Source organism: Metabacillus schmidteae (genome assembly GCF_903166545.1).
In the GTDB taxonomy this organism is placed as follows: Bacteria; Bacillota; Bacilli; order Bacillales; family Bacillaceae; genus Metabacillus; species Metabacillus schmidteae.
In genome coordinates, this window is sequence record NZ_CAESCH010000001.1 from 3,501,592 (window position 1) to 3,525,519 (window position 23,928).

Sequence of the window (23,928 nt, forward strand, 5' to 3'; positions counted from 1 at the left end):
AATAACCATTCCGGATGTATGGGTTTTACTATTACCTTGGGGGCAAAAAATGGATACAAGTACTCATATTACAATGGGATTTGGGTTAGCTGGTCTTGCTTATTTAGATCCAAATGTAGCAACAAATCCAGAGTTAGCTACTGCTGTAATGATAGGGACAGTCATCGGTTCAAATGCACCTGATTTTGATTATGGAGTAAAAATTCTAAAAGGGAATGGCATGTATACCGAGCATCATAGAGGACTGTCCCATTCTCTACCCGCTTTGCTAATTTGGACCATATTCATCTCTTGTATCTTATTCATTTTATTTGATCAAATACCCTTTCTACCTTTGCTGTTTTGGACATTTATTGCCGTTATATTACATGTACTATTCGACATCTTTAATGCATATGGTACCCAAGCAGGACGGCCTTTCACCAAGAAATGGTTATCTTTAAATTTCATCCCGCTATTTGATCCCTTTATCATTCTCATTCACTTAACAGGCTTTATATTCTGGATATATCAGTATCAACCTGGTTTAATATTTTCAATCTGCTATGTGCTAATTTTTTTATATCTTGTTTATCGTTATATTATTTCTCTTCGTATAAGATCAATCTTGGCAAAATGGACTAATTCACAAACAGCTCCAACAATCATTCCAACATTATCAATTAAAAAATGGGATTTTGTTATTGAAACAGAGCATCTTTTTAAAACAGGCCGTGTAAATAAACGAGAAATTACCTGGCATCATTCATTCAAAAAACATGATCAATCCTGCCCCTATATACAGGCATCATTAAATGATCGGAATGTAAGACATTTTCTTGCAAACTCTAAGCATGTTCATGCACTTTACTTCTTAAGGCAAAAAGGATTTGAAGTTCGTTGGGTCGACCTTCGCTTTAGACAGCATCACCATTATCCATATATGGCAATAGTGATCTTAGATCAACAATTACAAATTGTTTCATCCTCTACAGGTTGGATCTATCCATCAAAAAACACCGAAAAAAAACTTTTAACGTATGATAGGAAGGTCGAACTCTAAACTAAAGTGAGCCCGAAAGCACAAAAGAGTATGTACTCATTATTGTGCTTTCGGGCTTTTTCACATATACCCATTGAAATTTATTTCCTTAAAAAACTTCACACTTATATGCATATTTTTTTTCCGGAAGAAAAAAATATATAAGCAATAAAAAGGTTTCATTGTCAAGGAGGATTAACAATGACAAAAAAAGTTAACAAAGGAAGTCGTAATCAAAATTCACCTAAAAACGGTGCACATCAAATGGAACTAGCAGAGGAACATGTTGCTGGTGACAATAGTAAAGGAAATAAACGCAATAAAGACCAAAGAGACAAAACACGAGAGGAATAAAAATTCGGATAGTGCTTCTAAAAAATGTTGAACGACGTATACGTATTAAGGCATAAAAAAAGAGCAGACATGAATAATATGTCGCTCTTTTTTAGGTTACTCTCCTAAACCTTCAGTTGTGATTGCTCTTTCCACAGCTTCCAATGCTGCTTCCTCATCACTTCCACTAGCGGAAATTTTCACTTGAGTTCCTTTAGAAATTCCAAGTGACATGACACCCATAATAGATTTTAGATTAACTGTACGACCATTTGCTTCTAAGTTCACATCTGCAGTAAATGAATTAACCGCATTTACTAAAGCAGTTGCTGGTCTTGCGTGAAGGCCTGCTTCACTTGTAATTGTAAAAGTTTTTTCTACCATTTAATTTTTACCCCTTTCAAGATAGCCAATATAGCTTTTGATTTAATGAGATGATTATGTATAATTCATCTAAGTTGCAGCTTCTAAATGCTACATATGGTATTATCACTATTATAAACTTTTTTTCGAAAAAGTGAACTAGTTTTACTTTAACTTATTGTCTGATTTTCAGTTATTTTATATGCGTTTTGTCTAGGAATTACAAAATGGACATGCAATGTATACGTATCTGTATTCATTCTTTCAATTACATAATTCTCTTCATTACCTTGAATTAAAATAACTGCCGATTTTTCTACAAAAGTAACATCATGACCTACCTGTAGCAGTAAATAACATATTTTATTGAATTTCATGTGATCTATTTTCCGATTGCAAGTTACAAATATATCCATATCCTCGATTTTTATTTTCCTCACAAATGCAATCACCCCACAAGTTTTAACCAGTATATGCTTGTATATATGAATCTATTATAAAGTTTCAGAAAGTTATGTTAAAATATGCTACTTAACCTTGACGTATATCTTTGGAGTAGTGTATAGTGAAATTATCATTAAGATGAGTATATATTGGTTACACCCTATGATTGACACAACATGCTAAACCTTACATATCCTATTCTTAAATGATAAAATTTTTTTTAGCACCGCCTGTGCTACAGTATTAGGAGGATTCAGTACTATGCAAAACGGTAAAGTAAAATGGTTCAATAACGAAAAAGGTTTCGGATTCATCGAAGTTGAAGGTGGAGATGATGTATTCGTACACTTCACTGCTATCCAAGGTGACGGATACAAATCATTAGAAGAAGGTCAAGAGGTTTCTTTTGAAATCGTTGAAGGTAACCGCGGACCACAAGCTGCTAACGTTACAAAGTTATAATCACTAGATTAATTGTGATTTAACATACACAAAACTTAAACCAAAAAGAGGCTGGAATCATTTCCACCTCTTTTTTCTTTTCTTATAATAACTTTTGGCTTATGAGTATATACTCTATTGCTTTTACATTTTGCTTGATGCTTTTCTCGATCCGAGTTATTTCATTATGATTAAACACATTCGCATTGTTCGATATAAAGACCAATTTATCAATATCCTTATATATCTCCTGAAACGCTTCTTTAATTGATGAATCCAATGGACTATTCTTCAAGTCCTTCTCCTCCTCTAAATTCGTTAGAAAATCGACAAAATCTAGTAAATATGTTTTATAAATGTTCTAATTTTTTCAAGATTTAACTATTTTCATTTTAACACGACATTTAAAAATGGGATATAAAAAAATGGAATGTTTTTTTTAACGAATATTTTAGTTTGATAAACAAAAACTAACTTTGGAGGTGGTTAAAATGGACCAAATAAATCATACTGGATTAATTAGTGGTATGAATGAAATTGCACAAATAGAAGTATCTGTTAAAGCCGCACAAAAGATGGTGGGTGCAGCAACAATGCAAATGGACCCTGAAGCAATGAATAATGCGGAGAAAGCGATAAATGATGCTAAAGCACTAATGAATCAAACTTCATCAACAGGATTTGACCAGGACTTTTTAACACAGCAGCAACAACTTCTGGACCAGTGTCAACATCAGTTGTCAGAAGCAAAACACTAAAAAAATCCGCAATAGCGGATTTTTTGTTTAGATCAATTTCTTGCCAACATTTTTTATCTTTTCTCCAACAGTACAGCTTTTTATACAAAAGGTATGAGCATATGTTTTTCCATATTCTTCTCTAAAATGCTTTTTTAACAAACAATTTGCACAGTATGTGTCAATGATCTCACTTAATTCTTGTAATGTTTGTTTTTTATTCATCCAACTCAACGCCCTCATCCATTGTCATTTTACTATTAATTTCTATACCCTCTAACGCTTGAGTCGCTAGTTTATCTGCCTCTGTATTTTCTTTTCTTGAGACAGCTTCATATTGTGGAGTAATTTTTAACTTCTTTAATTTATCTTCAATTCGATCAAGCCAAACATTAAACTCTGGTTCATAGCATGGCCATTCACCAGAGAGTTGGTTCAAAACAACTTGCGAGTCACCTTTAAATAATACTTTCTGCCGTGTGATTCCGTATTCTTCAAGAACCTTAACCAGGTATGCAAATGCAGCATACTCAGCTTCATTGTTAGACTCAATTTCATCTGCTCTTTCATTCATTCTTATTCTATGTCGATTTCCATTCTGGGTAAAATAAATGACCGCCCCAAAGCCAGCAAGCTTAGTATTTTTATGATAACCTCCATCAAAATATGCCACTACATCGTGTGGTTCATCTTTTACAATATCCTTTAATTTCTTCAACTCTTTAAGGGTCCAAGACTGTCCGTCTTCTGATGTAAAAGAAATTTCCTTTACCCTTCCCGTTTGAAGTATATCTTCTGTAATCATAATTATTTCATTTAACGATAGAAAATCAGATGTTAATTCTGTTTGCAGTTTTTTCTTTGTTTGATAAGTCCATTCAATTCGATAGTTCAATTACATTCACTCCTGAACCTGAATTATAATTATAAAGTAATCTAAAAGTAATCTTAATATTATTTAATGTAATCAATATGCTATAATCATATTCGATTTACATAAAGATGGCGTCATGATTCTTGTATAGAACAATAGTATTTATTTTACCATCGTTTATTAATTAATTAAAGATTATGTCATAAGGAGGAAAAATATTGATAGAAGTTTATGTTGATGGAGCCAGTGCTGGTGATCCTGGTCGATCTGGTGCGGGAGTTTTTATTAAGGGTCATGGAAAAGCGGAAGAATTCTCTATTCCACTTGGCTTAATGACAAATCATGAAGCAGAATATCATGCGGTCATTAAAGGTATGGAAATTTGCATTCAAAAGGAATACAGAGTTGTTTCCTTTCGTACAGATTCGCAATTGGTAGATCGTGCAATTGAAAAGCAATTCGTGAAAAACAACCAATATTCACCACTCTTAGAAAAAATTTTAGAACTATCAAAGCAATTTGACTTATTTTTCATTAAATGGATTCCAAGTAAGGAAAACAACGTGGCTGATCAACTTGCAAGAAATGCTATTCATAACCAATCGTGATGAAATAAATTAAAGTAGTTGAAAGAGTGAAATGAATGAAAAAATTATTTGCAGATGGAAGTTTATTATTTGTTGCTTTTATATGGGGAGCTACTTTTGTTGTAGTACAAAATGCTATTCAATTTTTACCACCACATTTATTTAATGGAATACGATTTCTTTTAGCTGCTATCATCTTATCATTGTTTGTACAAAGAAAAGGAAAGCAAATCATTTCAATGAAAATAATTAAAGCAGGTACTTTTTTAGGTTTCTTTTTATTTATAGGATACGCGTTTCAGACTGTGGGTCTTATTTACACAACATCTTCAAAAGCTGGATTTATTACAGGTTTAAGCGTAATGATTGTTCCCATTCTTGCTGTATTCTTTTTAAAAGAGAAACCAAAACTTATTGTTTTCATAAGTGCTGGAATTGGAACTGTTGGTCTTTACTTTTTAACATTAGCTGGTATATCAAAGATTAGCTTTGGTGATTTCCTGGTCTTTATTTGTGCAATCGGCTTCGCATTTCACATTGTGTTTACAAGTAAATACTCTGAGCAACACCCTGCGCTTCCTTTAACGATTATCCAATTAGTAACCGTGTCTTTACTAAGCTTTCTTAGCTCTTATCTATTTGAGAACCAAACAGTTTCACTTGAGCAGATTTTACATCAAGACGTTATCTTTGCATTACTCATAACATCAATTTTTGCAACGGCTATCGCCTTTTATGTCCAAACAAAATTCCAACAATTCACAAGTGCAGCAAGAGTTGCCATTATTTTTGCAATGGAACCTGTTTTTGCTGCACTAACAGCATTTATGGTTATTAATGAACGCCTGTCAATTTACGGATTAATTGGGTGCTTTTTCATTTTTACAGCAATGATAACGACAGAAATACCAAAGCTGTTTCCGTTAAAACGAGAAATAAAGCAAACAAATATATAAACGTGCGATTATAAATGGGATGAGATGATAAAATTAAAATTTTCCATCCCTTATTAAACCTTAAACTTCAAATTAAGTGTAATGATTCCATGAAAAGAAGTGCTTCTTTACGATTGGTTATCTCCTCTGATTTAAAATTCTCTAATAGAGAAATAAAAAATGAACCATCAAATTCCTTTTGAATTTTTAAGGTTAATTCTATCGCAATAATGACAACTTCATCTTGAGTATCCGTGTAGTGTTGACCAAATTCTATAAATCCATTTGCGTCATCTCCTAATACAAACCCCTTACTTATTAAATAATCAACATAATCACTAACCGTTCCAAACATATTTAGATTCATCCTTTTACCTGTTGGTCTATTTTGATCTTATCTAAAAATGTCGACAAATTCCATCATTTTTTTCAATTCATTACCAATCTATCCGACTTTTTTCTCTATAAATTATTACGTATTTTTTAAGCAATAGGTGATAATACAAATGGAGGTGGATATCATATGAGTAGTGAAAAAAGAGGAAATAATCGAGGAAGAAAAGCACCTAGTGTTAATCCACAGGGACATGCAGCTGATGTTGAATTCTCTATGGAACCTAAAAGTAAACTAGAAAATGCAGCTAAGAAAAAAAACACAAAATAGTATATATAGCATGCATGTTGACGTTATCCCATACTTCGTCCATGCATGCTATATAATTTAGCCTAGTTATGCATTAGATTGCTTCTTCTTGAGTAAACATAATATTTTTAAGCAGAGACTGGATCCCTCTTAATTCATGTTCCTTAATAATAGAAAGTGCTTTTTCTTCTTCTATAAGGAGAACTGACTCGTTTAATAAACATTCTAATGGGGCTTCACAATTAATTTCAGCTAATTTTCTTGAAAGGTGAAGCATCTCTATATCATTTTCAATTTTCGTTTTTTGCCCCTTTGTAAGTTCTGAAAGACAAAGAAGTAGTTGGTCTATCGATTTATATTGAGAAATCAATTTAAATGCTGTTTTTTCTCCAATTCCCTTTACTCCCGGATAGTTATCACTTGAATCTCCCATTAATGCCTTTACATCAATGAGCATACGGGGTTCAATTAAAAATTCTTCAACATATGATTCTTTTGTATAATGTTTATAATTTCCTATGCCTTTTTGTAAAATTAATACATCTACACTATCATTTAATAATTGGAGTATATCCTTATCCCCTGTTATGATGGAAATTTTCATTTCATTTTCAAACTTCTTCGTTAAAGTTCCAATGCAATCGTCAGCTTCAAAGCCTTCAATACCAATATTCGTAATATTAAGTGCTTCTACCACTTCTTTAGCCAAATCGAATTGAGGCTGTAATTCAATCGGTGCTTCAGGTCTATTGGCTTTGTAATCAGTAAATAGATCATTTCGATAAGTTTTACTTCCCATATCCCAGCAGCAAACAATATGCGTTGGCTTTGTATATTCTATAACAGCAAATAAATGCTTTACTAATCCTGTTACTGCATTCGTCGGAATTCCTTTGCTATTGATCATAAATTGACCATAAACTGATGTTGAAAAGAATGAACGAAAAAGCAATGCCATTCCATCAACTATTAATAAGTGTTGATCTTTTTCCATTTTATATCCCTCACAATCGGTACGATACTTTCCGAACCTGCATTCTTTTAACCAAGGATTAGTATAACATAAATGATGAGGGCTTGTACTTGGTACTTCAAGTCAATTCAATATATAGAAAAAACCTGTTGAGATGTAGTCTCGACAGGTTTTTAAGAAATTGTTTACTCTTTATTTTTACTGCTTAATTTAAGTGCTTCATTTTGTGCATATGAAGCAAATTCGGTATTAAAATCATTTTTCTTTTTCTTATTATTGTTTCGTTGTGCATTTGCATTACCTAATTTTGTTCGGCCCATAAGATCCTCACCTTTCACTTAAGTTAAGAAAAACATTTATAGTTTTTCTCAGGAGAGCTTTTTTGAATCGAAGATGGCCATGGTAATGTCTAACAATCACTATTCATTTAAGAATAATTATTTACCATATTTTCTTTCCACAAATTCCTGTACCATTTCCTTTGTAACTTTTTTACGCATCGGCACAATCCCTTCTGATGCTAGCCTGTTCATCTCAGACGTTACCTGATTAATAGGTTCAACTTCAAATGGTTTCGAATTTACACAGCGAAAAATAGCTTCTTCTATTAATGCTTCTCTTTTCGCTTCTAATTTTAAGAAAGATTGAATGTGTTGATGCTGATTATTACTGTGCTGACTTATTGCTTCATGTACGTTACTCATGTCGTTCCACCTCGTTTTTCCATTAACCTTTTAACGTGTTCTTTAGGGTTCCAGCAATTAAACGAATAAGTTGGCTTCGTTTCGTATTTTAAACGACTACAATAATAGATCATTTTTTTATCTTTTCGAATCGCCTTAAAATGTATACACGTTGCACAAACTTGATACGCTTTTGAATCCAACCTTTTTCCCCCTGCACATTAAATGAGTTTTATCAGTAAATTGTATCATAAAATTAATGATGTTGAAGATTATTCTCTTCTATTAATTGAACACTTTCTGTAATGACAGCTAACTCTGTTTTTAAGTGATCTGTGTCTTCATGACGGATATCCAACAAAGCTGAAAAGCCTTCCTCAGTTTGTTTTTTTACCTCTTGTATTAGGAGGTGATGAGATGATCCAATTGCATCACTATAATATTTTGAAAATTTTTCAATATATTCATTTAATATACTTGAAATAGGTGTATCCATTTTTGTAGATAAGTCATCAGACATGATCTTTTTCTCATTGCGCTCAAAGAAAGATTTTGTATTCTTAAATAACTTCAAAGCCGGCTGAATAGTTGCCAGCATACTTGATGAAAATTCAACAGCAATTGTTGGTGTTTGAATTTCGGGAAACTCAATTGTAGCAAGTGTAACATTTTTAGACTTTTTCTTTATGAGCTGTACAATCCGGCTGAACTCACCATCTAAGGTTTTGTTAATAACTTTTTCTATTCTTAATGATGTAGCTTGCAGTTCTTGAATTAATTCAAATTCTACCGTTCTGACAAGCTCTTCTAAACAAATTTTTAACGCTTGTTGAATGTCAGCATTTTGGTTAAATATGCTCGGATGGAAGCTCTCCTTAAAAAAGTCATTAAATCGGAAAAATAGACGCTGCTTCACGTAAAAAATCAGCTCTTCTATTTCTTTAGAAATAGATGTAACAATATGGTCATGAGATAAATTTGCTATTTCATCGTTGACATTCATTTGCTCTTGCAGAAGGCTTTCTCTTCTCTCCTCTTTTTCCTTGCCACTCAACTCGGCAGCATGAATAAGAGATTGAATCCTTTCCTTGCAACGATTTAAATCTTCCTTAATTGATAAAAGAGTTGTATTCGTTAATTCCTCTTTAATAAATGTATTGAACTGTTTTTGAAATTCAAAATAGTCTTTTTCTTCATCTACTTGGCCTGATAAAACATTTAAACTAGATACTCCAAATAGACGTACATTTCTTATCTCATGTTTTAAAAACTGATCTTTAATATAAGACTTAACAACATTCACTTCTTCTTCATCTTTAGCTAAATCGACTGCGTTGATAATGAAGAACATTTTATCTAGTGTAAAAGAATCCTTAACCCTTCCTAATTGTCTTAAAAATTCCCGATCACCTTTTGAGAATGGGTGGTTGTAATAAGTGACATAAAGAATAGCATCTGCCTTTTTAATATATTGAAACGCTACATCTGTATGTCTTTTATGCAAAGAATCTGCTCCTGGCGTATCCACCAATGTTATACCTGCCCTTGTAATCGAGCAGTCAAAATAAACAATGACCTCTTCCACTAAACATGCCTTTTCTTCCTTAGCAACAAAGTCCTTAAATGAATTCGTATCCGATTGTACGGTAAGTCCTACACTTGTTAACGTTTGATAATCCACTATCGCTTTATGATACTTTGCTATCTGTTCAGTTTCGTTTTTATTTTGGCCTTGATAGTTCTGAAGAATTTCTGCCAAGCTCTCAATCGTAAAGTTCTTATTATTCAAAGAAGGGATACTAATCATTATTTCCTTCATTAACATCTCTTTTGATTTCAATTTCACTTCAACTAACCCATGTGCCTTTTCAGGTGTTGGCGGAGCTATTTTATTTATCGTCGCTGTCGTCGGATTAGGAGATGAAGGTAACAGTCTTTCTCCTATAAGTGCGTTAGCAAAGGAAGATTTTCCTGCACTGAAGGCACCGAATAATGCAACAGTAAAGGAGCGGTTTTTAAAACTGTTAATCTTCCCTTCAAGTGACTCTGTAAATTGCTTAAACCCTTGGATATTGTCAAGACGTTTGACAGCCTGCTCTGCACTCTTTATAAACTCATCCCTCTTACTGTAACGAGTATTGTATTGAGGCTTTGATAATTGATCCTCTCTTGATTCTTCAGCAGCCACTACCTTTTCTTGTAATCGGATGTCTTTTGTTACTTTCTTATATGTCTGATGCTCATTTAACCATTTTTCTTCATTATGAGTTGAATCAAATATTCCATTATTTATTTCCTGCAGTGAATGTCGATATTGCTCAAGTGTCTCGAACTTGAATAAAATCTCTTTATAATGGCCAATTCTTTCTTTTTCGCTCTTTACACTTACATTTATTTCATCGATTTGCTCTTGAATTTCTTTATTTATACCATCCATCATCTTTTTAAATAAGTCCATAACTTGATGCTTACTTTGCTTTTTGATTAATTCACTAACATCGGAGGAATACGTTAAAATATACTGATTATTAAACGAAGCACCTGTTTTTATTGCATCAGATACTAGTTGCTCTGGAACGTTGATGGAAAACGATTGAGCTTCTTGAATACGCTTTGGATCATGAATTTCATATGTTTGAATAAATTCTTTAAGTAATGTTATAAAGTGCCATGAAATTTGCGTTTCTGTATTTTTCATCAGACTGTCATATAATTCTTTTTTTCTTTTTTCACGTTCTTGTTCGGTTTTAGACTTCGAAAAAAGTAAACCAACCTTAAAAGAAGGATCTGCAGCCTCAATAAACGCTGAAGCCTTATCCCTTGTTTCAAATGGAATTAAGTTAGCACTTTTTAATATTGCTGATACTTTTTCTTCTGTATCTAAGACAAGCTTTTCCATCTTCTCTTCTTTCTGCTGTATCTGCGCAAGTAAACGATTCAATTTGTTTGTATAATCCTCTAATCTCTCTCGAATCTCATCCTCGTTTTGCTCTGTTAGATCAAGCTGTTCCTCATATTTGTCAATATGTTCCGACACAACTTGTGTAATTGATTGAGAAATATTTTGATCCAGAAATCTATTTTTATCCTGAATGACAACTCTAATTAACTCTTTCACTTTTTCTAAATCATTATAAGGATGTTGATCGTTTCTTAAGGTAGTAAAGAACACGTCTTGCGGATGTAGTCCTACTTCTGCAAATGATCCCTCAATGTTCTGTCTAAAGTCTTGGAAACGAATTTCTTTTTCCTCATGTTTATCAATTTGATTGACAATCAAGAAAATCATTTTATTTCGACTCTTCATTTCTTGGATAAATGAAAGATTCTCTTCTGATTGAACATGATTGTAGTCGGTTACATAAAAAATAATATCAGCTAAATGAAGCATTGATTCTGTTGACAATTTATGTGCTGCATCTGTGGAATCAATCCCAGGTGAATCCATAATGACAACATCTTCTGCTAAGTTGTCATAAGGTTTCTTAATACGGATCCTCTCAATATCGTCCCCTTGTTTACAATATTCCTTGATTTGTTCTATTGAGTAGTCACCTGATAATTCAATACTTTCTTTTGCTGCAGAATATAAAGTTACCTGCTCTATCCCATTTTCCAACATAACAAGGTTAGCACTTGTAGGAATTGGACTTGTCGGTAAAATTTGCTCATCTAAAAGTTTGTTTATCATAGATGACTTTCCTGCCGAAAAATGGCCGGCAAAAGCAATATACAATTTTTCTTGTTCAAGCTTATGAGCCATTTCGACTAATTTAATCGCATTTTCATGATCTTTTTCATCGATCATTTCATGAAGATTAATAATGGTTTGCATCAAATGTTTTGATTTTACAACAGTTGTCATGTTTATCCCCTTCACTAATGGCACTTTCAATTTGATAACTACATTTTACAGAATTATATGCAAATTTGCTATTATCGTTTTGTAGAAAAAAGAATAAAGGCTCACAACAACAAGCTGTGAGCCTAAAAACTACTATATAAAATGTTCAAAATTATTATGCTTTTTGGGTATCAATATTTTTTAGTATGTAGCCAATTAACAGACTATACGTAACAACGGTACAACCGACAAATAACATCGTCATATTCGCAGCAGACCTCCATATTTATGAGAATGATTTTCAACACAATCATATTCTATCATCAATGATAATCATTTTCAATGGAACTTTTGATATTTTTAGAAAAATCTTTCTTAGTTACCTTTTCGGTGAAAATCTGGACTTAACCGGAAAGACTTCATGATAATTCGTATATGTTTGAAGAGCGGATTCTTCAGCAGGAATTCTTATCGTCATCATCACTACATTCATGATCGTAAACAGAATTGCAGTTATATACGCATGAAATAATAAAGGTAGTAATAAAATTTCAACCGCTACAACAATATAATTCGGATGTTTTACAAATTTGTACGGTCCCCGTGAAATGACCACATCACCTGGAACAATCATTATTTTCGTGTTCCAATAATTCCCTAGTGAAAATACTGCCCAATACCGTAAAACCTGTGTCAAAAACAGGATTGGAAACATAACAATCCATATGTCTGTTAACCCTCTTTGAAAAACTTGCACTTCTATAAAAAAGGAGATTAAAAAGAGCAGATGTAAGGACACAATATAAGGATAATGGTCACTTCCATGCTCAATTCCACCTCTATTCTTCATCCACTTTTCATTTTTTCTTGCAATAAACAGCTCAGTTATTCTTTGTGCGATTAAAAAGAAAAAGACAATGTAAAACATACCTTATCATTCCTCCCATTGAACAAGTAACATTTCAGAGCTAAATCCAGGTCCGAGAGCACCAATTAAACCATACTCTTTCGCTTTACCTAGTTCCCTTTGGAGATATAATTCTAAAACATACATAACCGTTACAGATGACATATTTCCATGGTTTATTAATACTTCTTTTGAAATTTGTAATTGTTCTTCTGAAAAACCAAGACCTTCTTTATAAGCATCGATTACTTTTTTTCCTCCCGGATGGGCAATGAAGTGGTTTATATCGTCTAATTTCATTTTATTTTCTTCCAAGAAATCAATAACTTGTGGTCGAAGCCACTTTTTAATAATCGAAGGAATATCTCGTGAAAAAATAACATACAGCCCATTATTTTTAATTTCCCACCCCATTACATCCTCGGAATTGCGCATCATTGTTGATCTTGTATCAAGTATTTTAGGGACAGAATGTAATTTGGATTTTGATTTCCAATCAACATTTTTTCCCGCCACACAAGTACATGCAACACCATCTGCAAAAAGGGATGTACCAATTAAATTACTTTTTGACCTATCATCATGTTGAAAAGTTAAGCTGCATAATTCCACTGAAATAACAAGAACCGTCGAGTCTGGATAGGCCTTACAATATTCATAAGCACGAGACAAGCCTGAAGCCCCTCCAGCACATCCCAATCCCCAGATTGGAATTCGCTTTGTCGTTTCTTTAAAAGGCAAGGCATTCATTATTTTTGCCTCTATACTTGGAGTTGATAATCCAGTTGTGCTTACAAAAAAGAGTGCATCAACCTCTTCATACTTGATATTGCTATGTAATAACGCTTTATTAGAAAGGCAATTTTCCACCGCTTCAATACCATGTTTCACTGCTGTTTTAATATAAAGATTATTTTTCTCTTCAAACGATCGGGGCTTTTTGTACCATTCAACAGGCTGTGCAAATTGCCGTTTTTCTATTTCACCATTTTTAAAAACGGGTAAAAGGCGATCAAAATCTTTAAATGAATCCTCAAATATTTCTTTTGCAAATTCTATAGTTGAATCTTGAGTCAATTCATATTGAGGAATAGATTTTCCTACCGATAAGATATAGGCCAAAGTCACTTCACCTCATTATTCTTCAAGCAGTAATATCATCAAAATGTATTTACTTACTTTACTTTTTCCAAAGAAGCTAAATTTATCCAAAAATAAAAACCTCTCCGACTTGAGAGGTTAGTTGACTTTAGACTTTATATCATACCCCTGCCCTGTTAAAATTTGATGGGAATATAATTTTAATATATCTAATAAAACTTAATTAATTTAATAATTCTTTTTATTTCACATGATATAGAATCTTAAACAGTAGCAATCGCGTTTCTATTACTGAAGATCGTTATTAAAGACATTAAGTCAACCTTCCCACACGTAGTCTTTTTCCATTAAATGTAATTATCTCTCATTCGTTTTATATCTTCTCTAGGTGGCAATCCGAACATCCGGGAGTATTCTCGACTGAATTGCGATTGACTCTCGTACCCCACCTTAAATGCAACGTTTGCTACATCTGTTGGATCATCCAATAACAAACGCCTAGCTTCCTGCAATCTCAATTGTTTTTGAAACTGAATGGGACTCAATGCGGTTACATCTTTAAAATGTCTGTGTAACGATGAAACACTCATATTGGCAATTTCGGCAAGCTCCTCAATTCGAAGAGACTTTTCTACATTTTTTATAAGATAGTCTATAACTTCTCTTATTCTAGACGCATTGCTACCTTCTACTGCTATTTGCTCAAGAGATCCACTATGTGGACCTTGTAAGATCCAATAGATAATTTCTTTTTTTATTAATGGAGCAAGGACAGGAATATGCTTTGGATTGTCTATTAAACGAGCTAATCTTAGAACTGCATCTATCAAAAACGGTTCTACTTCGCTAACAAACATAGCTCTTTTAGTGTTCTTTTCCTGTATAAATTTAATATTTGTTTCATTTAGTACGTTCAAAATTTGGCCTGGTGTAAATTCAAGTTTGAGAGCTAGATAGGGTGATTCTTTTGAGGCTTTAACCACTTGTCCTGTAACCGGCAAGTCAACGGATGCCACAATATAGTGACCGGAACCGTACAAAAAGCGTTCCTTTCCCAATAAGACCTCCTTCTCTCCTTGGAGGATTATACAAAAAGACGGCTCGTTAACTCTAGAAATGGGTTCAGTAATCATGGATTCGCGGATAAGAAATAAAGAGGGTACTGTTGTAGAATGGACACCATCCTGTTTTGAATTGCGCATAATAAGGTTAACAAGTTCATTATTTTGTTTGTGGGTTTTTTCAGACATATCTTATATTCTCCTTTTCTTCAACTTGGGTTATTATATCTGATATTTATTGAATGAGGAAGAATGATTGAGAGGATTAGGCAAAAACTTGATAGGAATATAATAACGGTTTCATTATTATTTATGACATAATGAATTGTAGGTAATTATGATAAATGTGACAAGTATACAAAGAGAGGAACGATCAAATGGAGTATGTGAAACTTGGTAATACAGGCTTAGATGTATCTCGATTTTGTCTTGGATGTATGGGTTTTGGGGACGCTGACAAATGGCTTCATCAATGGGTAATTAATGAAGAAGAATCTCGTACTGTCATAAAAAAAGCCCTAGAGTTAGGGGTTAATTTTTTTGATACAGCAAACGTGTACTCACTTGGTACCAGTGAGGAGTATCTTGGTCGAGCTTTGAAAGATTATTCAAATCGTGATGAAGTTGTGATAGCAACTAAAGTACATGGACAAATGCATAAAGGTCCAAATGGTTCTGGTCTCTCTAGAAAAGCAATTATGAGTGAAATTGATAAAAGTCTTAAGAGATTGGAAACTGATTATGTAGATCTTTATATCATCCATCGCTGGGATTACACTACTCCTATTGAAGAAACAATGGAAGCATTGCATGATATAGTGAAGTCAGGAAAAGCAAGATACATAGGTGCATCTGCCATGTACGCTTGGCAGTTTCAAAAAGCATTATACGTGGCTGAAAAAAATGGCTGGACGAAGTTCGTTTCCATGCAGAACCACCTCAACCTAATCTACCGTGAAGAAGAAAGAGAAATGCTGCCTTTTTGTAAGGAAGAGAAAATTGGTGTCACTCCATATAGCCCTCTTGCTTCAGGGAGATTAACACGGGACTGGTCTGTTACCACACATCGTTCTGAGACAGATCAAATCCAAAAATCAAAATACGATGCGACTGCTGATGCTGACAGACTAGTAGTTGAACGAGTAGCATTTATTGCAAAAAAACACGGTGTTCCTCTAACACATATTGCACTTGCTTGGTTATTACAAAAAGAAACAATAACAGCGCCAATTATTGGGGCGACAAAAGTATCGCATCTTGAAGATGCTGTAGGTGCTTTACAAGTAAAGCTTATACCTGAAGAAATTGAGTTTCTTGAAGAGCCATATGTCCCTCATAGAATAGTAGGACATAGTTAATTTGAATATGTTTAGAAGCAAACCCAATTTACTTGATAGGTAGATTGGGTTTTGTCAAAAAGACTTAATCATACTAAAGGAGGCATGCGATTTGGAACGCCTATGGTCGAAGTCATTTATCTTTATGGTTTTAGGGATGTTTTTCTTATTTACTGCGTTTTATATGCTGTATCCAACACTGCCACTCTACATAAACGAAAGAGGTGGAAGTGAATCACAGGTAGGCCTAGCCATGGGTGCCTTTATGTTGTCTTCCGTTATCTTTCGACCTTTTGTAGGCGCATTGTTAGATAGATTTGGTAGACGTCCCTTTATTATTTGGGGAGTCCTTTCCTTTGCAGCAGCTATGTACATGTACAATTGGATGGGCGGAATTATGATTTTAATGATTCTAAGAATCTTGCACGGAATGACCTGGGCAGTTTCCACGACCTCCATCATCACCGCTGTTACAGATTTAATTCCGTCCGGTCGGCGCGGAGAGGGGATGGGATGGTCTGGCATGGCTATGACATTAGCTATGGCAATTGGTCCCATGTTCGGACTTTGGATCACTCAAAATTTATCCTACCATTCTCTATTTCTTATTGCAGTCATTATTTCCGTCTTAGCACTAGTTTTATCATTCTGTGCAAAAACAACGTTTACACGTCCAACAGAAGTGAACAAAATAGAACTGTTCGAAAAATCAGTCCTACCCATTACAATATCTGTCTTTTTGCTGTTTATCGCATATGGTGGCATAACTAGCTTTATACCACTGTTTACTGACTCGATAAAGGTCAACTCGGGGACATTCTTTTTGGTATATGCAGCCACTCTCGTCCTTATCCGTCCCCTTGCCGGAAAGCTTTCCGACAGATATAGTGAGGCGTTTGTCATCATTCCGGGAATGGTTATTACCATTACTTCCCTAATTGTTTTAAGTTACTCAGTCAATTTACTTGGAGTAATCATTTCGGCTTGTTTATACGGTATTGGATTTGGCTCTGCACAACCTGCACTTCAAGCAGCAACACTCCGTCTTGTTAACCCAGAACGTACAGGTGTAGCCAATGCGTCTTTCTCCACAGGAGCTGACCTTGGCATTGGTCTAGGTGCGATCATATTAGGTTGGGTTTCCCAATACTCGAGTTATCAAATGCTGTTCACTGTTAGTGCCTTGTCAGTTTTGTTTTCATTACTCATGTTCACCTTTTTTGTAAAAACTACCTTGAAAACAAACAAGCTACCCCCTCGAAAATCTAATACTCTTTCATCTGAAACAAGTTAAACTTAGTCTGGATAAATGTCAATTGTATTCAATTTTTCTTATTTTTTTATTCTTAATGTATCATAAAATTTAGAAACAAGCCGACTACCTTTTATTATAGGAGGTCGGCTTGTTTCTATAATCTAGAAAATTACATATATGACGATCTATTAGATTGATTCAAATGAAACTTTATTTGTTATTGTTGATATTCACAATATTCCATTAGTTATAATACTCAAGCTCCTCTGGTGAAGGCTGCTCAATGATTTGCAACCACTGCTTTAAGTTTACTACTGGTTTAACAAAAGGAGCATCTGGCTTCTGAGCAGTCCTAGACCTAATACGGTAAAGAGCACGTCTTCTGATTATCGATAAAATGGATCCTACAGTTAGCTCTAATTCTATATAATTATAGGCAGAGGAGAGATTATTCATATTATAAATCTATACAATCCTCTCTAATAAATCCTCTACCTTCTCTGCCACCATTCAACAACTCCAACATACGCATTTGCAACGAATTGGACAATTACATCTTCATTTTGACCAAATCTTTCCCTTTCGTAATGTCGACATCATTCTTGAACTCTTCAATATTAAACCTCAGGAACCTGCTACGAAAATATGTAGCTTCTTCACTCGCTAACATGGTTGAAAAGAACAAAAAATTACTCTCGAAGTATTCCATATTAGGAAAAATAATAAAACAATAAGAATTCCTGAAGACACCCAATTAAAGAACTTTATAAATTCCAAAAAAACGAAGATCCAAATATTTATTTGGTTCCCCTTTTTTTCTTAGTTCTGAATTGTTTTTTTCTCATTATCCCCAGATATCTGCTAACTCCCAGGCATCAAGGTTCAATAATTGAACCTCTCCTTCTTCTGAGAATAATACCACAAAAACACTTGATGGATCTGGATAGATTCGGGCAGTCATCACGGTTTCGCCATCATTGATAAATACTTCTACTGAAGAACGATCTATAAAAATATGAAATATAATCGTTTCCCGTTCCTTTAGATCAAGCAGACATCTTCTAATACCGCATTCTCCCTTTCCAGAGTGATTACGGTCTACTGTTACTTTTTGTGAATCTTGATCATAGTAAATGGTTGTTTTTTCTTGACGGTCTTCAGACGTGCGAATATTCATACCAAACCTTTTAGCGGAACATCCTTTTAATGAGAACTCAGCAATAATCTCCAAACATTGTCCTTTAATAGTTGCTAATCGATGAATTTCAGAAATCACCATTCTGTTCAATGATTGGTGTTCACCTCTTAGTTTTTTTAATTCTTCGATAGGAGTCATCACAAGTTTGTTGTGTTCATTTAGCTTAATTTCACGGGGAATTGTCATAGCACCAGCCCAGCCATGCTCTTGCTCAGGCATTTGAGATTCCCACATGCTCATCCAGCCTAGGACAATTCGTCTTCCTTTATCATCGAGAAAAGATTGACCTGCATAAAAGTCAAAGCCCTTATCTAACTCAATAAAATCGCCATATTCGAATTTTTTTGTATCATAACTAAATTCACCAACATAATATCCGTTTTGGTAGAGATTTTGATAGAGATCTCCTTCCGGCTCAATTCCTTGTGGTGAAAATAAAAGAATGTGTTTTCCATCCAGCTCAAAGAAATCCGGGCATTCAAACATATAACCCATTTTTCCGGTACTTCTAGCAATATCCCCTTTATATTCCCAGTCAACTAGATTGGTAGATTCATAAAGAATAACATTTCCTAATTGATCGACCCGATTGCCTAATACCATATACCATTTTCCATCATGCCGCCATACCTTTGGGTCACGAAAATGCGGGGATCCATTTTCAGGAGGCTCTGATATGACAGGATTGTTTGGATGTTTTTCAAAGTGAATACCATCCGTGCTTTCTGCAATACATTGGTACTCAATAAACTCATCTTTTTCACTATCTGTATTAACATGCCCAGTATAAATAAGCGTCAACTTTCCATTATGATCTACTGCACTTCCTGAGAAGCAGCCGCTTTTGTCATAATCCTCTCCAGGTGCAAGGGCGATAGGGAGATGTTCCCAACACACTAAATCCTTACTTTTCATATGGCCCCAGTGAATCGGACCACCTTTTGGACTGAATGGGTGGTGCTGATAGAAAACATGGTACTCACCATTCCACTGAATTAATCCGTTCGGATCATTAATCCAGTGTGCAGGAGCCATGATATGAAAGCCTAACCGATAAGGGGTGTCTTTTACCTTTTCACTTGCCTTTTCTACTGCTTTTTGAGCTTGCTCAAGTCGTGTTCGATGATCTGTCATAATTTTCTCCTCTCAAAAATAAGACAAAAGAAAACGATGGAAAATTAGGATGTGGAGAATGTGTTAACATTTCGGAAAACCCCCAAACTAATTTTTCATCGTAAACTTGTTTATCTTAGTTTTTATATTTCCTTCAAATGCCAAACATAACTTTGGAAATCACCGCGTATTTCCGCAGGGATACTTAAACCGACATAGCTTAGTTCATCACCGCCATACACCTGATCAGTTCCTGCTACCTGATATGTTTTGTCTGGATCAATACCTGTTACTTTCACATATTTTAATGGTGCTGCAGGTTCAGCTAAAATGGAAAAATAAAATACATAGGCTTCTGTTTTGTCTTTATTTACAAATAACCATGATGTTTCATTGCCTTCAAACGGACTTTGCAGACGATAGAAATCACCAAATTGAATTAACTTTCTAATTTCCTTATATTTCTCTACTTGTGTTTTTACAGCTTCTTTTTCTTCATCTTTTAGTTTTGTTAAGTCTAACTCATATCCTAAGTTCCCGGACATAGCGACATCGCCGCGCATTTTCATTGAAGTAATCCGGTTAACTTGATGATTTGGTACAGCAGATACATGTGAACCCATTGAAATAATTGGATAAACCAGACTTGTTCCATATTGAATTTTCAATCGGGAAACGGCGTCTGTATTATCACTTGTCCATGTCTGCGGCATATAATAAAGCATACCTGGATCAAATCTTCCACCACCGCCTGAACAGCTCTCAAATAAAATATCCGGGAATGATGTTGTGATATCTTCCATCACCTTATACAATCCAAGCATATAACGGTGTGCTGTTTCTCTTTGTCGGTCGGCCGGAAGAATTGCAGAGCCGATTTCTGTCATATGACGGTTCATATCCCATTTTACATAGGAGATTGGTACACTCGATAAAATATCACTTACTCTTTTCGTTATCTCTTTACATACATCTTCTCTTGAGAAATCAAGAATCAATTGTCTTCTACTTTCAGATCGCTCTCGCCCAGGAACATGTAAACACCAATCTGGATGTTCGCGATAAAGGTCACTTTCAACAGAAATCATCTCCGGTTCAAACCACAATCCGAATTGCATATCTATTTCATTAATTTGCTTTGCCAGTTGATCCAGTCCTTTAGGAAGCTTTTCATTGTCTACAAACCAATCACCTAATGACGTGGTATCATCATTCCTTTTTCCAAACCAGCCATCGTCCAGGACAAACAATTCAATTCCTACTTCTTTTCCTTCTCTAGCAATATCCATGATTTTCTCTGCGTTAAAATCAAAGTACGTTGCTTCCCAGTTATTTACTAAGACCGGACGTTCTTTATCCCGATAAGTTCCCCTTACAAGTCGTGTTCTATATAACTCATGGTAGGTTCTTGACATACCACCAAGTCCCAAGGAAGAGTAGACCATTACTGCCTCTGGTGTTTGAAATTCTTCACCTTGTTCTAGTTTCCAACTAAAGTCAAATGGATTAATTCCCATTGTCACCCGTGTTGTTTTAAATTGATCAACTTCAGCCTGGGCAAGAAAGTTTCCGCTATAGACAAAGTTAAAGGCATATACTTCGCCTGTCTCCTCAGTAGTCCCTTTTCTTAACAAAGCAATAAACGGATTATGCTGGTGAGAACTTGCACCGCGTGTGCTTTCAATGGACTGAATTCCATGGCGAAGAGGTTGTTTTTCAATAAACCGTTCTTTTACATGTGCTCCATGCAAATGCAGAAAATCAAAGTCCGCATCTCTAAAATCAACAGAAAGACTATGTGCAGACAGTACTTTTAATGATTCTGAACCTTGATTGATTAAGCGTGCAGACCTTGTAATAACATTGAAGTTTTCATAAGCTGTATAACTTAACACAACCATTAAGCCTGTTAATGAATCCTTCATCGTTATTTCAAGTGTTTCTGACTCCTGATCGTTTTCAACATATGTTGACGGCAGCCCTTCAAGAGCACGTTTTCCTTTATAAATAGTATGTGAATCATATCGTAGATCTGTCACGGTTGAACCATTTTCCAACTGTACTTGATAAGCCGGCTTTCGAAAATCGGTATTCCCATATTGCGGATACTCCTGAGGCAATGTGTCTAAAGAAAATGTCCGATCATGCCTCTGTTCGTATGGATTACCGGAAAATCCACGATCGACCTGCTGGATATGATTTGAATGGCGATATTCGTTTACCTTTTTCCCCCAATATAGATGGAGTAAATAACCATCCCGAACGATTTGCATGACATAACTTGTATCTTTGGCTTTTATATGAAAGACTTTATTTTCCTCTTGATAATGAATTCCCAATTTTAAACAACTCCTCAAAGCGTAGTGTTGATCGAAGTTTTACAGGCAGTTTACTAAACTGCCCTTAAATTCTGCCTTTCTTTATTTAATTGCTCCTTTCACAACTCCACCAATAATCCATCTTTGTGCAAATAGATAAACGATGACCATCGGGGCAAGGGCTAATAAATATGAAGCAAATGCAAGGTTATAATCTGCTCCAAATTCCGTTTGGAACACATATTGTACAAGTGGTAATGTTGCATGTTCTGAATCACTTAAAATGACTAATGGCAGTAAGAAATCATTCCATGCCCACAGACAAGTTAAGATTCCGACTGTTGCATTAATAGGTGTTAACAATGGGAAAATAACCTTCCAAAACACACCCCACGTACTACATCCATCTACAATCGCCGCTTCTTCAAGTTCTTTCGGTATGGAACGAATGTATCCAACATAGATAAAGATATTCATAGCCATTCCATATACGACATACAGCAAGATAAGACCAGCAGGATTATTTAGCCCTAGTGCGGAAGTCTGCTTTACAATAGGAAGCATTATAATCGGAAACGGAATAAACAACGCACTGACGAAATAGAAGTACAAGCCTTTAAAAAATTTCCGGTGCATATTTCTTGCAATCGCATAAGCAACCATAGAGTTTGATAGAATCGTAAACAGAAGCGTGAAAATTGTAATGATCGCGCTGTTTTTGAGTGCATTAAAGAAATTCGTCGCTTCAATAGCTCTCGTAAAGTTTTCCCAATGAAATCCAACCGGGAAGGAAAGTGCTGATTGAGCAAGTTCCTGCGGTGTTTTTAACGCAATAGAAACAGCCATATACAAAGGGATGAGGATAAGAAGTGCTCCCAAGGATATTAAGATTGTGACTGGCAAGTTTGTTCCTTGTTTCATTACATATCCATCTCCCTTTTTTGAAGTATTTTTAACTGGAATACAGAAATAACAAAGATTAGGATAAAGTAGATCACGGCATTAGCAGATTGATAAGCAAATTCTCCTCCGCTAAATCCTCCATTATAAATTAATAGAGAGATAGAGGTTGTCTCATATCCCGGACCTCCTCCTGTCATGGCAACAATGTGATCAAATACCATAAGTGAGTTTTTCATTGATAACACCATGTTAATGGTGAAGAACGGTGCAATGATCGGGAAGGTAATTTTCCAGAATTGTTGCCATGTATTAGCCCCATCAAGGCTTGATGCTTCATACAATTCTGTTGGAACAGTTTGAAGACCTGATAAATATAAAATGATATTGAACGCACACGCTTGCCAAATAAAAACCAGCAAAATTCCAATCCAGGCAAGATCAGCATTTCCAAGTATATTCGATGTTAGAAATTCAATATTGTATTTTTCACCGATATCCGGAAGAATATTTGTAAAAAAGAAATTAAAAATAAAGCCCACTATTAAAACACTTAAAACATTTGGCAGAAAGTAAATTGCCCGAAAAAAATTCCTTCCTTTAATTTTTGCATTTAATCCAACTGCAATTAAAAGGCTAAAGATATTAACAAGAATCGAGGCAAACACTGCAAATTTAAATGTAAAAATATAAGAATCTTTTACAACTGTATCTTTAAAAAGATTGATATAGTTTTTAAATCCTACAAAGTCATAATCTAAACTAATTCCATTCCAATTGGTAAAAGAATAGTAGATTCCTTGAAGAGCTGGAAAAGTATGAAAAGTAGCAAAAAGAAGAAAAGCCGGAAGAACCATCAT

At 34.7% G+C, this 23,928-nt stretch carries 29 protein-coding genes and 1 pseudogene; 9 read left to right on the top strand and 21 right to left on the bottom strand.

Annotated features, from left to right (window positions below):
* Positions 1-49: 49 nt before the first annotated feature.
* Positions 50-1,042: a metal-dependent hydrolase gene (locus HWV59_RS17025; protein WP_175639582.1), complete on the top strand. Its 993-nt coding sequence runs from the start codon at positions 50-52 to the stop codon at positions 1,040-1,042.
* 180 nt (positions 1,043-1,222) lie between these two features.
* The gene (locus HWV59_RS17030) at positions 1,223-1,375 is read left to right on the top strand and encodes a hypothetical protein (protein WP_175639583.1); all 153 of its coding nucleotides are present in this window, start codon (positions 1,223-1,225) and stop codon (positions 1,373-1,375) included.
* A 96-nt stretch (positions 1,376-1,471) separates the two neighbouring features.
* Here HWV59_RS17030 and HWV59_RS17035 read toward each other — a convergent pair whose 3' ends face one another.
* Positions 1,472-1,738: a phosphocarrier protein HPr gene (locus HWV59_RS17035; RefSeq protein WP_026562603.1), complete on the bottom strand. Its 267-nt coding sequence runs from the start codon at positions 1,736-1,738 to the stop codon at positions 1,472-1,474.
* 149 nt (positions 1,739-1,887) lie between these two features.
* The gene (locus HWV59_RS17040; protein ID WP_175639584.1) at positions 1,888-2,157 is read right to left on the bottom strand and encodes a hypothetical protein; all 270 of its coding nucleotides are present in this window, start codon (positions 2,155-2,157) and stop codon (positions 1,888-1,890) included.
* 265 nt (positions 2,158-2,422) lie between these two features.
* Between HWV59_RS17040 and cspD the strand changes: the two genes are divergently transcribed.
* On the top strand, positions 2,423-2,623 hold the full coding sequence (gene cspD / locus HWV59_RS17045; protein WP_046590248.1) for a cold-shock protein CspD: 201 nt from the start codon (positions 2,423-2,425) through the stop codon (positions 2,621-2,623).
* An 82-nt stretch (positions 2,624-2,705) separates the two neighbouring features.
* Here cspD and HWV59_RS17050 read toward each other — a convergent pair whose 3' ends face one another.
* On the bottom strand, positions 2,706-2,897 hold the full coding sequence (locus HWV59_RS17050) for a hypothetical protein (protein WP_102229058.1): 192 nt from the start codon (positions 2,895-2,897) through the stop codon (positions 2,706-2,708).
* A gap of 196 nt (positions 2,898-3,093) precedes the next feature.
* Here HWV59_RS17050 and HWV59_RS17055 point away from each other — a divergent pair, with 196 nt between their 5' ends.
* Positions 3,094-3,360, top strand: a complete 267-nt coding sequence (locus tag HWV59_RS17055; RefSeq protein WP_175639585.1) for a DUF2564 family protein — start codon at positions 3,094-3,096, stop codon at positions 3,358-3,360.
* A gap of 27 nt (positions 3,361-3,387) precedes the next feature.
* Here the strand turns inward: HWV59_RS17055 and HWV59_RS17060 are convergent, their stop codons facing one another.
* Positions 3,388-3,564 carry a zinc-finger domain-containing protein gene (locus HWV59_RS17060; RefSeq protein ID WP_175639586.1) on the bottom strand — a complete coding sequence of 59 codons (177 nt, stop codon included), beginning with the start codon at positions 3,562-3,564 and terminating at the stop codon, positions 3,388-3,390.
* Positions 3,557-4,234 (bottom strand): ribonuclease H family protein, encoded by a 678-nt coding sequence (locus tag HWV59_RS17065; RefSeq protein WP_175639587.1) that lies wholly within the window; start codon positions 4,232-4,234, stop codon positions 3,557-3,559. The genes HWV59_RS17060 and HWV59_RS17065 overlap by 8 nt, the downstream gene beginning before the upstream one ends.
* Before the next feature lie 197 nt (positions 4,235-4,431).
* On the opposite strand from HWV59_RS17065, the gene HWV59_RS17070 reads away from it, so the two are divergent.
* Together HWV59_RS17070 and HWV59_RS17075 are read left to right on the top strand one after the other, a co-directional pair.
* Positions 4,432-4,821, top strand: coding sequence for a reverse transcriptase-like protein (locus HWV59_RS17070; protein ID WP_175639588.1), 390 nt, complete (start codon positions 4,432-4,434; stop codon positions 4,819-4,821).
* 35 nt (positions 4,822-4,856) lie between these two features.
* Positions 4,857-5,756: a DMT family transporter gene (locus HWV59_RS17075; protein WP_175639589.1), complete on the top strand. Its 900-nt coding sequence runs from the start codon at positions 4,857-4,859 to the stop codon at positions 5,754-5,756.
* A gap of 67 nt (positions 5,757-5,823) precedes the next feature.
* Here HWV59_RS17075 and HWV59_RS17080 read toward each other — a convergent pair whose 3' ends face one another.
* Entirely contained in the window at positions 5,824-6,090 is a 267-nt protein-coding gene (locus HWV59_RS17080) for a DUF6123 family protein (protein ID WP_175639590.1), read from the bottom strand.
* 168 nt (positions 6,091-6,258) lie between these two features.
* Here HWV59_RS17080 and sspL point away from each other — a divergent pair, with 168 nt between their 5' ends.
* Entirely contained in the window at positions 6,259-6,399 is a 141-nt protein-coding gene (gene sspL, locus HWV59_RS17085; RefSeq protein WP_026562594.1) for a small, acid-soluble spore protein L, read from the top strand.
* Between the two features lie 73 nt (positions 6,400-6,472).
* Here sspL and HWV59_RS17090 read toward each other — a convergent pair whose 3' ends face one another.
* The 9 genes from HWV59_RS17090 to HWV59_RS17125 form a co-directional block, all read right to left on the bottom strand.
* Positions 6,473-7,372 carry a 5'-3' exonuclease gene (locus HWV59_RS17090; RefSeq protein ID WP_102229065.1) on the bottom strand — a complete coding sequence of 300 codons (900 nt, stop codon included), beginning with the start codon at positions 7,370-7,372 and terminating at the stop codon, positions 6,473-6,475.
* Positions 7,373-7,536: 164 nt separating this feature from the next.
* A complete protein-coding gene (locus tag HWV59_RS27325; RefSeq protein WP_264144522.1) occupies positions 7,537-7,671 on the bottom strand; it encodes a hypothetical protein in 135 nt (44 codons plus the stop codon).
* 117 nt (positions 7,672-7,788) lie between these two features.
* Positions 7,789-8,055 (bottom strand): DUF2533 family protein, encoded by a 267-nt coding sequence (locus HWV59_RS17095; protein WP_102229066.1) that lies wholly within the window; start codon positions 8,053-8,055, stop codon positions 7,789-7,791.
* The gene (locus HWV59_RS17100) at positions 8,052-8,237 is read right to left on the bottom strand and encodes a hypothetical protein (protein ID WP_102229067.1); all 186 of its coding nucleotides are present in this window, start codon (positions 8,235-8,237) and stop codon (positions 8,052-8,054) included. The genes HWV59_RS17095 and HWV59_RS17100 overlap by 4 nt, the downstream gene beginning before the upstream one ends.
* Before the next feature lie 53 nt (positions 8,238-8,290).
* Positions 8,291-11,899: a dynamin family protein gene (locus HWV59_RS17105; protein ID WP_102229068.1), complete on the bottom strand. Its 3,609-nt coding sequence runs from the start codon at positions 11,897-11,899 to the stop codon at positions 8,291-8,293.
* A gap of 154 nt (positions 11,900-12,053) precedes the next feature.
* Positions 12,054-12,143 (bottom strand): Fur-regulated basic protein FbpC, encoded by a 90-nt coding sequence (locus tag HWV59_RS17110; protein WP_102229069.1) that lies wholly within the window; start codon positions 12,141-12,143, stop codon positions 12,054-12,056.
* A gap of 114 nt (positions 12,144-12,257) precedes the next feature.
* The gene (locus HWV59_RS17115; RefSeq protein WP_102229070.1) at positions 12,258-12,806 is read right to left on the bottom strand and encodes an isoprenylcysteine carboxyl methyltransferase family protein; all 549 of its coding nucleotides are present in this window, start codon (positions 12,804-12,806) and stop codon (positions 12,258-12,260) included.
* Between the two features lie 6 nt (positions 12,807-12,812).
* Entirely contained in the window at positions 12,813-13,907 is a 1,095-nt protein-coding gene (locus HWV59_RS17120; protein WP_175639591.1) for a type III polyketide synthase, read from the bottom strand.
* A 326-nt stretch (positions 13,908-14,233) separates the two neighbouring features.
* The gene (locus tag HWV59_RS17125) at positions 14,234-15,136 is read right to left on the bottom strand and encodes an AraC family transcriptional regulator (RefSeq protein WP_102229072.1); all 903 of its coding nucleotides are present in this window, start codon (positions 15,134-15,136) and stop codon (positions 14,234-14,236) included.
* 188 nt (positions 15,137-15,324) lie between these two features.
* On the opposite strand from HWV59_RS17125, the gene HWV59_RS17130 reads away from it, so the two are divergent.
* Entirely contained in the window at positions 15,325-16,305 is a 981-nt protein-coding gene (locus tag HWV59_RS17130) for an aldo/keto reductase (RefSeq protein ID WP_102229073.1), read from the top strand.
* 91 nt (positions 16,306-16,396) lie between these two features.
* Positions 16,397-17,578 (top strand): MFS transporter, encoded by a 1,182-nt coding sequence (locus HWV59_RS17135; RefSeq protein WP_175639592.1) that lies wholly within the window; start codon positions 16,397-16,399, stop codon positions 17,576-17,578.
* A 204-nt stretch (positions 17,579-17,782) separates the two neighbouring features.
* On the opposite strand, the gene HWV59_RS17140 is transcribed toward HWV59_RS17135, so the two are convergent.
* The 6 genes and pseudogenes from HWV59_RS17140 to HWV59_RS17160 all read right to left on the bottom strand — a co-directional run bounded on the left by HWV59_RS17140 (position 17,783) and on the right by HWV59_RS17160 (position 23,928).
* A complete protein-coding gene (locus HWV59_RS17140) occupies positions 17,783-17,995 on the bottom strand; it encodes a hypothetical protein (RefSeq protein WP_175639593.1) in 213 nt (70 codons plus the stop codon).
* Between the two features lie 47 nt (positions 17,996-18,042).
* Positions 18,043-18,248 (bottom strand): annotated as a pseudogene (locus tag HWV59_RS27110) (TetR-like C-terminal domain-containing protein); the annotation flags it as partial.
* A 135-nt stretch (positions 18,249-18,383) separates the two neighbouring features.
* Complete coding sequence (locus HWV59_RS17145) at positions 18,384-19,871, bottom strand: glycoside hydrolase family 32 protein (protein WP_175639594.1); 1,488 nt, start codon at positions 19,869-19,871, stop codon at positions 18,384-18,386.
* 122 nt (positions 19,872-19,993) lie between these two features.
* A complete protein-coding gene (locus HWV59_RS17150) occupies positions 19,994-22,189 on the bottom strand; it encodes an alpha-galactosidase (protein WP_235991768.1) in 2,196 nt (731 codons plus the stop codon).
* 81 nt (positions 22,190-22,270) lie between these two features.
* Positions 22,271-23,089, bottom strand: a complete 819-nt coding sequence (locus HWV59_RS17155) for a carbohydrate ABC transporter permease (RefSeq protein ID WP_175639595.1) — start codon at positions 23,087-23,089, stop codon at positions 22,271-22,273.
* The gene (locus tag HWV59_RS17160) at positions 23,089-23,928 is read right to left on the bottom strand and encodes a carbohydrate ABC transporter permease (RefSeq protein ID WP_235991842.1); all 840 of its coding nucleotides are present in this window, start codon (positions 23,926-23,928) and stop codon (positions 23,089-23,091) included. The genes HWV59_RS17155 and HWV59_RS17160 overlap by 1 nt, the downstream gene beginning before the upstream one ends.

What these genes read in the sequence shown, in the direction of transcription:
- HWV59_RS17130 (WP_102229073.1), top strand. Translation starts at nt 15,325, where the DNA reads ATGGAGTATGTGAAACTTGGTAATACAGGCTTAGATGTATCTCGATTT.
- HWV59_RS17075 (WP_175639589.1), top strand. Translation starts at nt 4,857, where the DNA reads ATGAAAAAATTATTTGCAGATGGAAGTTTATTATTTGTTGCTTTTATA.
- HWV59_RS17095 (WP_102229066.1), bottom strand. Translation starts at nt 8,055, where the DNA reads ATGAGTAACGTACATGAAGCAATAAGTCAGCACAGTAATAATCAGCAT.
- HWV59_RS17105 (WP_102229068.1), bottom strand. Translation starts at nt 11,899, where the DNA reads ATGACAACTGTTGTAAAATCAAAACATTTGATGCAAACCATTATTAAT.
- HWV59_RS17090 (WP_102229065.1), bottom strand. Translation starts at nt 7,372, where the DNA reads ATGGAAAAAGATCAACACTTATTAATAGTTGATGGAATGGCATTGCTT.
- HWV59_RS17030 (WP_175639583.1), top strand. Translation starts at nt 1,223, where the DNA reads ATGACAAAAAAAGTTAACAAAGGAAGTCGTAATCAAAATTCACCTAAA.
- sspL (WP_026562594.1), top strand. Translation starts at nt 6,259, where the DNA reads ATGAGTAGTGAAAAAAGAGGAAATAATCGAGGAAGAAAAGCACCTAGT.
- HWV59_RS17055 (WP_175639585.1), top strand. Translation starts at nt 3,094, where the DNA reads ATGGACCAAATAAATCATACTGGATTAATTAGTGGTATGAATGAAATT.
- HWV59_RS27325 (WP_264144522.1), bottom strand. Translation starts at nt 7,671, where the DNA reads ATGGGCCGAACAAAATTAGGTAATGCAAATGCACAACGAAACAATAAT.
- HWV59_RS17035 (WP_026562603.1), bottom strand. Translation starts at nt 1,738, where the DNA reads ATGGTAGAAAAAACTTTTACAATTACAAGTGAAGCAGGCCTTCACGCA.
- HWV59_RS17145 (WP_175639594.1), bottom strand. Translation starts at nt 19,871, where the DNA reads ATGACAGATCATCGAACACGACTTGAGCAAGCTCAAAAAGCAGTAGAA.
- HWV59_RS17115 (WP_102229070.1), bottom strand. Translation starts at nt 12,806, where the DNA reads ATGTTTTACATTGTCTTTTTCTTTTTAATCGCACAAAGAATAACTGAG.
- cspD (WP_046590248.1), top strand. Translation starts at nt 2,423, where the DNA reads ATGCAAAACGGTAAAGTAAAATGGTTCAATAACGAAAAAGGTTTCGGA.
- HWV59_RS17110 (WP_102229069.1), bottom strand. Translation starts at nt 12,143, where the DNA reads ATGACGATGTTATTTGTCGGTTGTACCGTTGTTACGTATAGTCTGTTA.
- HWV59_RS17155 (WP_175639595.1), bottom strand. Translation starts at nt 23,089, where the DNA reads ATGAAACAAGGAACAAACTTGCCAGTCACAATCTTAATATCCTTGGGA.
- HWV59_RS17140 (WP_175639593.1), bottom strand. Translation starts at nt 17,995, where the DNA reads ATGAATAATCTCTCCTCTGCCTATAATTATATAGAATTAGAGCTAACT.
- HWV59_RS17160 (WP_235991842.1), bottom strand. Translation starts at nt 23,928, where the DNA reads ATGATGGTTCTTCCGGCTTTTCTTCTTTTTGCTACTTTTCATACTTTT.
- HWV59_RS17080 (WP_175639590.1), bottom strand. Translation starts at nt 6,090, where the DNA reads ATGTTTGGAACGGTTAGTGATTATGTTGATTATTTAATAAGTAAGGGG.
- HWV59_RS17125 (WP_102229072.1), bottom strand. Translation starts at nt 15,136, where the DNA reads ATGTCTGAAAAAACCCACAAACAAAATAATGAACTTGTTAACCTTATT.
- HWV59_RS17060 (WP_175639586.1), bottom strand. Translation starts at nt 3,564, where the DNA reads ATGAATAAAAAACAAACATTACAAGAATTAAGTGAGATCATTGACACA.
- HWV59_RS17025 (WP_175639582.1), top strand. Translation starts at nt 50, where the DNA reads ATGGATACAAGTACTCATATTACAATGGGATTTGGGTTAGCTGGTCTT.